The 12,944-nt window shown below is 26.0% G+C and carries 12 protein-coding genes and 4 tRNA genes; 4 read left to right on the top strand and 12 right to left on the bottom strand.

Features of this window, described 5'->3' with window-relative positions; all coding sequences use genetic code 4:
• The first annotated feature begins 39 nt into the window (after positions 1 to 39).
• A complete protein-coding gene (locus AACK86_RS06890; RefSeq protein WP_422398266.1) occupies positions 40 to 492 on the top strand; it encodes a transposase family protein in 453 nt (150 codons plus the stop codon).
• Complete coding sequence (locus AACK86_RS06885; RefSeq protein ID WP_422398321.1) at positions 477 to 869, top strand: transposase family protein; 393 nt, start codon at positions 477 to 479, stop codon at positions 867 to 869. Before AACK86_RS06890 ends, AACK86_RS06885 begins: the two co-directional genes overlap by 16 nt.
• Before the next feature lie 113 nt (positions 870 to 982).
• Here AACK86_RS06885 and AACK86_RS01645 read toward each other — a convergent pair whose 3' ends face one another.
• The 6 genes from AACK86_RS01645 to AACK86_RS01620 all read right to left on the bottom strand — a co-directional run bounded on the left by AACK86_RS01645 (position 983) and on the right by AACK86_RS01620 (position 7,022).
• Positions 983 to 1,378, bottom strand: coding sequence for a hypothetical protein (locus AACK86_RS01645; RefSeq protein ID WP_338982216.1), 396 nt, complete (start codon positions 1,376 to 1,378; stop codon positions 983 to 985).
• A gap of 27 nt (positions 1,379 to 1,405) precedes the next feature.
• Positions 1,406 to 2,101: a ribonuclease III gene (gene rnc / locus AACK86_RS01640; protein WP_338982215.1), complete on the bottom strand. Its 696-nt coding sequence runs from the start codon at positions 2,099 to 2,101 to the stop codon at positions 1,406 to 1,408.
• Between the two features lie 6 nt (positions 2,102 to 2,107).
• Positions 2,108 to 3,124 carry a phosphate acyltransferase PlsX gene (gene plsX / locus AACK86_RS01635; protein ID WP_338982214.1) on the bottom strand — a complete coding sequence of 339 codons (1,017 nt, stop codon included), beginning with the start codon at positions 3,122 to 3,124 and terminating at the stop codon, positions 2,108 to 2,110.
• A gap of 33 nt (positions 3,125 to 3,157) precedes the next feature.
• Positions 3,158 to 4,786, bottom strand: coding sequence for a DAK2 domain-containing protein (locus AACK86_RS01630; protein ID WP_338982213.1), 1,629 nt, complete (start codon positions 4,784 to 4,786; stop codon positions 3,158 to 3,160).
• Positions 4,787 to 4,813: 27 nt separating this feature from the next.
• Positions 4,814 to 5,134 (bottom strand): Asp23/Gls24 family envelope stress response protein, encoded by a 321-nt coding sequence (locus tag AACK86_RS01625; RefSeq protein WP_338982212.1) that lies wholly within the window; start codon positions 5,132 to 5,134, stop codon positions 4,814 to 4,816.
• An 88-nt stretch (positions 5,135 to 5,222) separates the two neighbouring features.
• Positions 5,223 to 7,022: an ABC transporter ATP-binding protein gene (locus tag AACK86_RS01620; protein WP_338982211.1), complete on the bottom strand. Its 1,800-nt coding sequence runs from the start codon at positions 7,020 to 7,022 to the stop codon at positions 5,223 to 5,225.
• A 189-nt stretch (positions 7,023 to 7,211) separates the two neighbouring features.
• On the opposite strand from AACK86_RS01620, the gene AACK86_RS01615 reads away from it, so the two are divergent.
• Positions 7,212 to 8,273: a hypothetical protein gene (locus AACK86_RS01615; RefSeq protein ID WP_338982210.1), complete on the top strand. Its 1,062-nt coding sequence runs from the start codon at positions 7,212 to 7,214 to the stop codon at positions 8,271 to 8,273.
• A gap of 51 nt (positions 8,274 to 8,324) precedes the next feature.
• Here the strand turns inward: AACK86_RS01615 and AACK86_RS01610 are convergent.
• The 4 genes from AACK86_RS01610 to AACK86_RS01595 form a co-directional block, all read right to left on the bottom strand.
• Positions 8,325 to 8,401: transfer RNA gene (locus tag AACK86_RS01610), tRNA-Met, on the bottom strand.
• Positions 8,402 to 8,406: 5 nt separating this feature from the next.
• Positions 8,407 to 8,483: transfer RNA gene (locus AACK86_RS01605), tRNA-Pro, on the bottom strand.
• 13 nt (positions 8,484 to 8,496) lie between these two features.
• Positions 8,497 to 8,573, bottom strand: a tRNA-Arg gene (locus AACK86_RS01600).
• A 163-nt stretch (positions 8,574 to 8,736) separates the two neighbouring features.
• A tRNA-Cys gene (locus tag AACK86_RS01595) sits at positions 8,737 to 8,813 on the bottom strand.
• Positions 8,814 to 9,024: 211 nt separating this feature from the next.
• Between AACK86_RS01595 and AACK86_RS01590 the strand changes: the two genes are divergently transcribed.
• Entirely contained in the window at positions 9,025 to 9,399 is a 375-nt protein-coding gene (locus tag AACK86_RS01590; protein WP_338982209.1) for a hypothetical protein, read from the top strand.
• A 186-nt stretch (positions 9,400 to 9,585) separates the two neighbouring features.
• Here AACK86_RS01590 and AACK86_RS01585 read toward each other — a convergent pair whose 3' ends face one another.
• Positions 9,586 to 11,994, bottom strand: a complete 2,409-nt coding sequence (locus tag AACK86_RS01585; protein WP_338982208.1) for an extracellular solute-binding protein — start codon at positions 11,992 to 11,994, stop codon at positions 9,586 to 9,588.
• On the bottom strand, positions 11,987 to 12,943 hold the full coding sequence (potB, locus tag AACK86_RS01580; RefSeq protein WP_338982207.1) for a spermidine/putrescine ABC transporter permease: 957 nt from the start codon (positions 12,941 to 12,943) through the stop codon (positions 11,987 to 11,989). The genes AACK86_RS01585 and potB overlap by 8 nt, the downstream gene beginning before the upstream one ends.
• Position 12,944 lies beyond the last annotated feature (1 nt).

Here is a 12,944-nt window from a genome sequence, read left to right as displayed (position 1 = left end):
AATATTCTTATAAAATATAATTTATGAGGATATCAAAATATGAACAATAATAAATTTAATACTCTTAATGATAAAGAATGCTTAAGATTAACAGGAATAAAAAAATCCACTTTTAATAAAATGTTAGATATTTTACAAGTAGCTGAAATAGAAAAATTTAAAAAAGGTGGTAAAACTAATAAATTATCACTAGAAAATAGATTATTGATGACTTTATCATATTGACGAGAATATCAGACTTATTTTCATCTTGGTAAAAATTTCGGAATTAGTGAAGCTAATTGTTATCGCAATATCAAGTGAATTGAAGATATTTTAATTAAAAACTCTGATTTTCAACAACTTGCTGGTAAAAAAGCACTAATAAATGATTACTTTAATGATAAAACTATTATTATTGATGCTACCGAAACTCCAATCCAACGCCCAAAAAAAGACAAAAACAATCTTATTCTGGTAAAAAGAAAAAACACACCATTAAAACACAAGTAATTATCGAACAAGAAACCAGAAAAATTATTGCAACAAGTTTTTCACTTGGGAAAAAACATGATTATGCTTTATTTAAAGAATCAAAAATCCCAATTTTAAAAAATACCAAATTAATAGTTGATAGTGATTATCAAGGAATACAAAAAATTCACAATAATGTTCTAACACCTACAAAGAAAATAAAGAAAAACCATTTAAATAAAGCACAAAAACAACATAATAGACTAGTTTCAAAAATGAGAATTATTATTGAAAATATTTTTGCTATTCTTAAAAAATTTAAAATTATGACAGAAAAATATCGTAATCGTAGAAAAAGATTTGGTTTAAGATTTAATTTAATTGCCTCAATTTATAATTTGCAATTATTAATTTAACATAAAAGATTTATTTAAAATTAAAGAATTTAAATAATAAATTCATTTTTTGTTGTGGCAAAATATTAATTTTTTAGATAAAAGACATAATTAATTAAAATTATATTTTTCTATTACTGTCTTTTTACAAATATTTGTAATTTTTTTAATAGGTTATGCAAGAAGTCTATTGTTAAAATTTCTTTTTTATCAAATTCAGTAAGATGACTTATTGATAGAATTGCTTTTTTAAAAATTTCTATATCAAGTTTATTTTCAGAAGTAAAATAATTTTTATTTTTTCAAAGTTTAGAATCATTTCTAAAAACTAAATCTTTAGATGAACTAATTGTATTATCATAAATTGAAGCATTATTATAAATTTTAGCATATTGATTTTTAACATAATCATTTGATGAAAATATCCCTAAAAGGATAACTAACATTATTAAAATAACAATTAGTAAACTAATTACTTGAAAAAAGTTTTGAAAAAAAATATAAATAATACTTTTAAATAACTTTAACATCTAATTACCTCATTAATTGCTATCTTTTTATTTAACAACCTTAACTAATTTTAAATAAGCATCTTTTGCAGCTGCTTGCTCAGCTTTACTATGTGAACTACCACTTCCCTTACCAAAAATAATGTCACCACTTTTTACAATAGCAACATATTGATAACTATTTTTATCTTTATGTTCAAAAATAACTTTATATTCAATAGGATCTTGGCGTTCAGTTTGTAAATATTCTTGTAATAAAGTTTTATAATCTTTAACTAAATAAATACTTTTATCTTTAATTTTTTTAAATAATGTTTGCATTAAAAATGTATTAACAGCTTGTTGTCCTAAATCTAAATAAATAGCACCGACAATCGCTTCAAAAACATCACCTAAAATGCTATCTTTTTCACGACCACCCGTTTGAATTTCGCCTTTACCTAAGCGAATATATTCATTAATTTTATAAAATCTACACACTTGTGCTAAGGTTTCTTCTCTAACAATTTGACTTCGCCAAATTGTTAACTCGCCTTCATTTAAATCATCATTTATTCGATATAAATATAATGTTGTATACATTTGCAACACCGCATCACCTAAAAATTCTAATCGTTGATAATTATAATTTAATTGCTTTTCATTAGCATATGAACTATGAGTCAAGGCTTCCTCATATAAATTAATATTTCGTGGTTCTAAATTAAATGTTTTTAACAAAATTTTAATTTCTTCAATAAACATAAATCCTTATTTTCCTTCTTCTTTAACAACATTATTTTTAATTAGTGATAATACATCTTCTAAAAGCGCTTTCCGAACTAATTTTAAAGTACTAAAAAATGCTTTAACATCACTACTACCATGTGCTTTAAAAACAATGCCATTAACACCAATTAAAATTGCTCCGCCTGTATTTCGATAGTCAAAAATTTCTTTAACTTCATTAAATGCTTTTTTCAAACATAATGATGCTAACTTACGAAAGATGTTTTTAGTAAACTGATTTCGTAAAACTTGCAATAAATTCCGTGCCGTTCCTTCAACCGCTTTCAAGGAAATATTACCAGTAAAACCATCAGTTACAACAATATCAATATCACCATTCATAAAATTATTAGGTTCAATATTACCAACAAAATTTAATTGTGAATTGTTACTTAATTTTATATAAGTTTCTTGATGATATTCCCTACCTTTTTTCTCTTCTGTACCAATATTTAATAATGCTACTTTTGGTTGCGATAATCCTCAAATTTTTTGAACATAAATATTTGCCATCATGGCAAATATTTCTAAATCATTACTATCATTTTCAACATTAGCTCCCGCATCAATAAGCACAACTTGCTTATTTTTTATTTTTGTTGGCATAATTGCCATAAAAGCTGGACGACTAACACCAGTTATTTCTTTTAAAATAAAATGATTAGCTGCTAAAAAAGGACCCGTAGCCCCTGCTGTTAATACTGCATTAGCTTCTTTATTAGCAACACATTCAATTGCTTTACTCATTGAATTATCGTTTTTTCTTCTAATATCTAAAATACTATCAGTCATCATTATTTCTTCATTAGCATTTTTAAAACTAATACGCAATAATAACTTTTCATTTAATTTAGAACCAACTAAATATTCTTTAATTATCAGTTCGTTACCAACTAAAATAATATCAATGTCATTATATTGTTGTAAAAATTTTATGACACCACTTATTAGTGGTTTATGTCCTAAATCTGAGCCCATAACATCTACTGCAATTTTCACAAACTTCACCTCTTTTTAACGATTAAATTATATCTATTCAACACCAAATATGAAAGGATATACTGGTTGCTCACCTTCAATTTTTTCATATTCAACATCAAAGTTTTCATCAATATACTTTTCAATTATTCGCAAATCTTGGTGTTTAGCATCTTCACCAATAAAAATTGTTACCAATTGTGATGATGATTTACTAATCATTTTACTTAGTAATTTTTTTGCTACTAAAACTAAATCTGCTTCTTGAGTATAAATTTTTTTATCTAAAATACCAAGATAATTTCCTTCTTTCACAGCAACACCATCAATAGTTGTTGTTCTAACAGCATTAGTAATTCTTGCTGACACAATCTTTTTAATAGCATTTTTCATATTATTAAAATTTTTTTTAGCACTTTTTTCTTCCTTATTAAAACTAAGAATACTAAGCATTCCTTCTGGAATTGAAGTTGTAGGGATAACATAAACATTAGATTTCTTTTCTAGTTTCGCTGCTTGTTGTGCAGTTGAAATAATATTGGAATTATTTGGTAAAATATAAACATCTTTAGCATCAACTAATTCAATCGCTTTTAAAAAATCATCAGTTGATGGGTTCATTGTTTGCCCCCCGCTAACTACATACGATGCTTGTAAGTCATTCATAAAATATTTTGCTAAACCTTTACCAGCAGCAACAGTAATAATTGCTCAAGGGTTATTTAAACTACGAATTTCTTTAATTTCTGTACTATGATTTTTTGCTTGCAAACCCATATTTTCAATTTTTACTTTTTGAAAATCACCAAATTGTTGTAAATAAACTAATATTTTCCCTGGCATTAACGAATGAACATGAACTTTAAAAATATCTTGATCTTGAACAACAACGATTGATTTACAACCTTGTTCTTCTAACGAAAAGCGAACTTTTTCTAAAGGAAAATTTTTTTGTTTCATTTCACTTAAAATAACAATCGTTTCTGTACAATAACCAAAATTTTCATCATCTAATTTAATAGCAACTTCTTTATTATCACTAGCTACTAAATTCTTTTTCTTTTTAATTTCTTTACCTTTTTCTAATGAATAAACCATTCCCTCAATAATTTTAACTAATCCAAAACCCCCTGAATCAACAGCACCAACTTCTTTTAAAATCGGCAATAAGTCAGGAGTTTGTGCCAATGCATTGTTAGCATTTTCCAAAAACTTATCCATAAATTTTAATGGCAATATTGTTTCCTTAGTTTCAAGTTTAGTATCATCAATAGCAAGTCTAATAACAGTTAAAATTGTTCCTTCAACAGGCTTCATAACTGCTTTATAAGCTACTTGTTTAGCATAAGTTCATGCTTTTAGTAAATCGCTAGTACTGATAAATTCTTCATGAACTAATCCTTTACTAAAACCACGAAAAATTTGGGACAAAATAACTCCTGAATTTCCCCTAGCTCCCATAATCAAACCGCGACTAAACACATTTGCTATTTCAGTAATACTAGAAGTTTCATATTTTTTAATTTCTTTAATAGCATTTTCCATTGTTAAATTCATATTTGTTCCCGTATCACCATCTGGAACAGGAAAGACATTTAATTTATCAATTTCTAAATGATAATTATATAAGTTATTAGCAGCACTAATAAGCATGATTTTAAATAATTTTGCATCAATTTTCATTTTATTTCACCTACCTCTTAATAAATATTATTCACTAATTAAATCATCAATGCAAATATCAATTTTAAAATTACTATCAAATTCCATTTGCTTTTCTAATTCATATTTAACACGATGTTGCACTTCTTGTAAAACTTCAAAAATATTAGTATGAATTGAACTAATAATATGAATTTTAACCCCATAATGATTTTGTTCAATTTTTTTAACATCAATTGCTGGGGTAATGTCTTTTTCTAAAGCAATGGCATCTTCATTTTCTTTATTTTCACGACTATAAGCAAATGCAACAACACCTGGTGTTATTGATACAACTTGCTTAATAAATATGGGTAATTTTATCAACATCAATTAATTTCACTTTATAACCACGATTTTATCCGATTTTTAGATTCATTATCATATAATTTTATAAATCAACTTTTAGTTTTTTAAACTAAGCCATTAATCCTGCAGTATATAATGCTTTAAAGCGACCTTCTTGATTTTTTAATGTTTCAAAATTACCACTTTGAACAACACCCTTATCTTTTTCTAAAACAAGAATTTCATCAACATCTTTAATCGTTGATAAACGATGTGCAATAATAAAGGTTGTTCTTCCTTTCATTAATTGATTAAGATTTTCTTGAATTTCTTTTTCCACAATATTATCTAAAGAACTTGTTGCTTCATCTAAAATTAAAACTTCAGGATTTTTTAAAAACATTCTTGCAATTACTAATCTTTGTTTTTGACCACCAGATAAAATAAATCCCCGTTCACCTAAAATAGTATCATAACCATTTTTTAAACCAATAATAAAATCATGCAACTCTGCTTTTTTACAAGCAACAATAACTTCTTCTTTAGTAACTTTAAAAACTCCATAACTAATATTTTCAAAGAAAGTTCCATAAAAAATTTGGGGTTCTTGTTCAACATAACCAACATGTTGTAAATAAGAAGTTAAATTAATTTTTTTTAAATCTTGATCAGCATTAATATAAATTGTTCCCATAGAAGGATCATAAAACCTTAATAATAGTTTAGAAATCGTTGATTTCCCTACTCCCGTTTCACCAACGAAAGCATAAGACTTACCTTGTTCAAAATGATAATTAAATTTATTCAAAATAAGTTGATCACTATTAGGATAATAGAAACTAACATTATCAAAAATAATATTTCCCGTAACAGTCTTCATAATTGGTTGCTCTAAATTGCGATTAATTTGTGGCTTTTCATTTAATAATTCATTAATTCTAATTGACGATGTTGATGCATTAGCTAAATTATTAAAAGTACGAACTAATGTCATAATTGGAAAAATTAAAATATTAATTCCTAAAACAAATGAAATAATAATTGGAATTGCTTCAGAATTATCTGCAACCAAAGTTTGATTATGCATCATTATTATCCCTGCTAATAAAATAATAATATTCAAACTAGAAATTCCCATTATCATAAAAGAAACAATTACTGATGATAATGTTACTTGTTTAAGTGAAGTTTTATAATAAATTTTATGGATATCCACAAAACGCTCTTTTTCGTAAGTTTCTGTTCCTGATGATTTAATTAAACGAATGACACTAATACGATCAGTAACATCACCATTAATATTTGTCAAAACTTTGCGAACTTTATAAGTTATTTTTTTAAAAATACCAAACATTACTAATAATGTAACTAAAATTGTTAATGCTGCGATTAAAGCAACAATAGTTAATTTAATGCTAATAGTTAAAAGAATTACAATTGCTCCAACAAAAGTAAAAATTGCTGAAAGAAAACTAATTGGTATTTGTTGTGCTTGGTCACCAATAGTAGCAGTATCAGCAATAACTTTAGTTAAAATTTCACCTGTCTTTTTATTCGTATAAAATTGCATATCTAAATCAACTAAATTATTTAACACTTTATTTCGAACATCAATTTCAATCTTTTTAGCAACAATGCCTCCTAAAAAACTTTGAAAGAAATTAAAAATTCCCGAAGCAAGATAAAGACTAATTATAATAATTACATAACTAATTAACATACCATAAGGTCCTTGTAAAACATCAGGACTAACTAATTTTTGCGTTATTTTTGGGGTGATAATGACACAAATCGACCCTAAAGCTGTAAAAAGCATTATGATACAACATTGTCATAAATATCTTTTATAGTAAAAAGCAACTACTTTAAAAAAACCACCTTTAAATTTTTTAGAAGAATTATTTTTTTCATCATCTTTATCTTTGCTCATATAAATATATCCTTTCCTAAAAAAACCATTTTGAATTTAGAATAATTATACAATAAAAAATATTTATCTGCTTTACTATTTGCAAAATATCTAATTAACAATTAGAAAAATAACTAAAACTTTTACTTTTATTTTTATTACTATTAATAGATAATAAGATTAACGATAGTAAACGGGAGGTGGCAAATTATGACTAAAGAACAACTTAAAATATATAGTAATCCATCTCAAAAAATAAATGCAATTCTTGAAATTCACCAACAACTAAAAGAAATTTTTAAAAATTTTCAGTTTAATAATGAAAAAGATTGTATTGAAATTTTATTAGATGAAGAATGCTCTTGAAATACAACAATTGATGTTAAAAATGAAATTACATTTTATATTACTCACAAAACAATAACGACTTCTAATGTCCTATTAATGTGTTATGAATGATACCATTGAGAAATGCCATCTAGTGGTTATCGCTTTACAAAACGCCAAATAAGTCAATTTAAACAAGATTTTCCACACTGAAAGGATGCTAAATACTTTCTTTTTAGTAAAGCAATTAAACACTTCATTACTCAAAAATGAGATTTAATAGACAAAAATGATTTCTACTTTGATTTAGGATTTATTTTATTTAAACAAATTTTTCCTGGCTTTCATCTCAGGTTAATTCCAACCTTTCGTTATTTTCATTTTGATAATTATTCACTTCGTAGTAAAAAAACATATTTAGAAGGTATTTTTTATCGCCTAAGAAGTCGTGATTTTTATACTCGTTTCCCACAAATTGAAACAATAAACATTCAAGAAAAAAATAAAATTACTAATACTTATTATTTGCAAACTTTACGACTAGTTAAATGGTTATACTACCAAATGTCAATGAAAAATAATCATCTTGCCAATAGTCACTTTAATATTCCCTTAAATAAATATTATCTCTTTGATTACTTATTATATCCTGTATATTATAAATACTTTTTAAAAGATAATCCCTTACAGCGATGCTTTGATGTTATTAGAGAAGTATTACAGAGAATCATTATCAAATATGACAGCATTTATCTTCCTAACAATTTAATTGCCTTTTGAGAATTAGAAATTGACAATGAAGAACTTCAATATACTCTTGAACACTTACTAGAATACATTAACGAACATTATTCCGAAGAACACGCTTATGAAGAAATTTATGAAGAAGTACAAAACTTTGTTGAATATATGGAAAGTTTAGAGCCAAAAGAAAAGAAACACTAAAAAACGACTTTATTTAGAAAATAAAGTCGTTTTCAAATCGTAAACATAACTTGGTAGCGAGAGAGAGACTTGAACTCTCGACCTTTCGGGTATGAACCGAACACTCTAACCAACTGAGCTATCTCGCCAAATATGGTCGGGAAGATAGGATTCGAACCTACGACCTCTCGGTCCCAAACCGAGCGCTCTACCAAGCTAAGCTACTTCCCGTATTAAAATAAAATGGTGCGCCCAACAGGAGTTGAACCCGCAACCTCTTGATCCGTAGTCAAGCACTCTGTCCAATTGAGCTATGGGCGCCTATGGTGTCATTAAATAACAAAATTATTATATATTATTACTGCTCTGTTGACAACAAAAATTTCAGATTTCATTACTTTAATTAGTAATATCACAAATTATTTTTTATTACCTATTGGTTAATTAAAAAAATCACTTAACTGTGATTTTACTTAATATCTTATGGAGGCACTGATCGGATTCGAACCGATAATCAAGGAGTTGCAGTCCAATGCCTTAAACCAGTTTGGCCACAGTGCCATATATATAATAAATATTATTACACATTAATTATAAAACTACAATAATATTTTATTAAAAGCTGTAAAAACCACAGATGGTTAGTACCTTTGGTTTTTATAAATTATTTGGGGGTATATTCTTTTAGCAGTAATATTTTGTCTTGAATGCGAAAAATTGTTAAATTAAATTTTAGGTAGAATTTTTAAAAAAAAAAGAATATAATTTAATTATGACACTAAAAAAATGATGAATTATTAATTTAATTTTACTAATTTTAATAGGGATTTTTGTTATTATTTCAATATCAATATATCATGAAAAAAGTCAACCCCAAATAATTGAAAAAAATAACAATTCCTTTAAATTATCATCAGTTGTTGTCAATGCTAATCTAGGTGAATTTATAACTGAGAAATTAAAAGTTCCAACAGAACAACAAATCAAAGAAAAAGTAAAACAATTAAATCCAAAGTTAGATATTAATAAAATCAAAATTGAAAATATTACTAATAACAGTGCAAAAATTAATTCACTTGATTCAAGTGTTTATAATGGCACAGTAACAGTTAATTATAGTGTTTCAATAACTTCACTTAACTGATAGTTATCAACCAAATATTTTAAAGCTAAGAAAAAGACTGAAATAAAATTCAGTCTTTTTTTAAATTAAATTAAAAGACTTTATCCTTTTTTAATGTTTTTCTTGCTTTATATTACAATTTTATTAAAGCAATATTTTTAAAAAATGAATAAAGGAATGACAATTAACAAATTTGTCATTCCTGATAATCTAATAACCACCTAAACCAGCACTTATTACCCGTGTATAGGAATCAGTAATCTCCTTAATAAATTTATTTTGAAAACCAGCATCAGCAACTTGAATATCAGTAACTCACTGACCATTAATAAAATTAGCAACTGGTAAATAAATACTAGCAACAGATTTATACTCATCATTAACAATATCTTGTGTATCTTTAAACAAAGGCGTATTATAACCAAATTCTAATGATAACTCTGTTTGTACTTTATCTTGTAAAACAAATTGTAAAAACTTATATGCTAAATCCTTATTAGAACTATGTTTAGTAATCATCGCCACATCAGCTCAAACATTTGTTCCTTGCGGTGTTAAAACATCTAGATTAGATATTCCTGTTGTCGAATCAATCTTTGGAATTGCTTTTCGTGGTCGCACACTTTTAAAATTACGATCACGAATATTTTGATTTTTATCATAAAACGAAGCAACAGCATCACCATTATACATTACGGCAATATCAAATAAACGACTAGACTCCGGATCATATGGTGCTGAAAGACTATTAACAATTTCATCACTTTGTAAAGTAACATTATTCTTGTAATCAACAATTAATTCCTTTAATAATTTTGTTGCAAATTCAACATCTTCTTTTCTTTCAGGATTAACTGTTTGATTAATTCTTTGAAATGCTAAACCATATAAACTACGAAAATCACTTAATGCAAAAACATTTTTGCCTTCTCGGGCAGCTTGTCATATTAATTCTCATGATACTGTTGTCGGATTTAAATATTCTTCTTTTTTTTCATCATTAGTAGTTAAAATTTCAACACCTTTTTCAATTAATCAATTTTTAGTTTCTGGTTTTTCAAAGTTCAATAATATTGTTAAATCACCTCAAAAATAAGGAACAGCATAATCACTTAATAATCCCTTTTCTGTTTTATAACTAGCAGCAGAAATTACTTTTTTAATACCACAATCAAGATAAGTTCATAAACTATCTACTGGTTTTGTACCATCTAAATCTGAACAACTATTCCCACTAGAAACCTGATCATTACCAATTGGCATTAAGCGACTTCAATCTAATTTTTCAACCTTATTTTCAGCAATAAGTCTTGAAGCCATATAATTAGAAGGAACAATAACATCATAATCAGTAGTAAACATTTTATTATATAAAACTTCATTCTTATCATAAGTTTCTACTTTCATCTTAATGTTATGTGCCGTTTCAAATCTTTCCACAACCGAACTATTAATATATTCTCCTCAAATTCCTAATTTAAAATCATAAAGATTATTTTGCACATAAACAAATGTTAAAGCTCCTAATGAGGTAAAACTTAATGCCACAATAATAATTGCTCGCCAAGGTCAACGAACTAATCAATAATATTTCTCTCTTATTTTCTCACTAATTCGTTCTTGTCGTTTATCACGACGAATAATTTGTGCTTTTTTTGATTTAATTCATAACTTTTCTTTATCTACTTTAATTTCTAAATGAAAAATTTTTCGTTTTAATTTTAAAATATTAAGATTTTTTACAAGATTAAGATTATTTAACTGCAAATATAACTGGAATAGTTTTCTTTCACTATTAATAATAATTTTAGCCCGATATTTTTCTGTTAAAATATTATGATTTCGTGACTTAATCTGCGTACTAATAATGGTATAACAATTTCAACTTAAAACTAAAATCGCCACAATTGAAATTAATATTGTGCCAAAAGCATTAACAACCGGCGTTAATCGTTTTAAAGTATAAATATAGGTGGCAACATTAGTTACATTGCCACCTGTAAAATAAGAAATAATAAAATCATCAAACGACATCGCAAAAGAAATAACACTAGCAGCAACAATAGTGGGTCAAATTAAAGGTAAAATAACTTTTCTTAAAGTATATCTCGGACTAGCACCTAAATCCAATGATGCTTCAATAATTGATGGGTGAACTCTTCTTAATCGGGGTAAAACCGTAATAATTACATAAGGAATATTAAAAGAAATATGTCCTAAAATTAAAGTAAAAAGGCCAAAATTAAAACCTAAAGCCATAAATAACATCATTAACGATACCGCAGTAACAACATCAGCATTAATTAAAGCAATATTAGAAATATTTAATGTTAACGATTGAGTTACTTTTTTAGCTTTACTAATACCAATGCCAGCTAAAGTTCCAATAATAACTGAAACAATTGTTGAAATAACCGCTACTAACAAACTAGAAATAATTGATTCAACAAACAACCGATCTTGAAAAAACTTTTCATATCAAGTTAATGAAAAATTACCATTAAAATGTGTTAAACTTCGCTCATCATTAAAAGAATAAAAAATTAAAATACTAATGGGAACATAAATAAATAATAATACTAAAAGTAAATAAGAACTTTTAAAGATTTTTTTAATCATTATTTCGTCCTACCTTACCATAAATTCTTTTTCCTAATAAGCGCAACACAATAACTAATAATAAAATTATAAATCCTAAAAACACTGAAATTGCAGCTGCTAAACCAAAATTAGCACCTTGAAAAAAATATGCTTCAATAATAGAAGATATTAAAGTAATTTTTTCTTGTCCCATATACTTAACAACAATTAAACTTGTTGCTGCTTGTAATAACATAAAAATAATTCCGGTAATAATTCCTGGCATTGAATAACGAAAAGTAATTCTTCAAAATGTTTGATAAGGACTAGCACCTAAATCTTTGCTAGCTTCAATTCAACTACGATCCATTTTATCCAAACTATTAAATATAGGAATAATAACAAAAGGAATAAACATATAAATCATTCCAATAACGATTGCTATTGGTGTTCCTAGTAAATGCACATTAGTTATTCTTTCAATTAAATCAAACATTGTTTTTAAACCAATAGTTTTTACTAACATATTAATTCAAATTGGTAATGTTACTAATATTCAAATATTTTTTGATACTAATTTTGACTTTGAAAAGGCCATTAAATATGCTACTGGATAACCAATAAGAATGGCAAAAAATGTCGCAACAGTTGCATACAATAATGAACGACGTAATGATGCTAAAAATGATTGCTCATAAAAAAAACTTTTAAAATTATTTATTGTAAAATCAAAAATTAAAACATCATTAGTAGGACTAATTAGAGCATATAGTAAAAGAATAAAAAGTGGCGCAACAATTAATAATATCATTAAAATAACATAAGGAATCATTAATGGTACTCAACTATTATTACTTTTTTTAATAAAACAATTTTCCTTAATATTTTGTAAATTCTTTTTAAAATTTTCTTGTAGTCATTGAAACCGAATTTTGACATTATGTGTTATCCGACTAAAAAAGCTATTTTTGTCTTTATCTTTTTTCACC

The sequence above is a fragment of the Spiroplasma endosymbiont of Eupeodes luniger genome (assembly GCF_964019525.1).
GTDB lineage: Bacteria > Bacillota_I > Bacilli_A > Mycoplasmatales > Nriv7 > Nriv7.
This window is presented reverse-complemented; position numbering and strand designations above follow the sequence as displayed.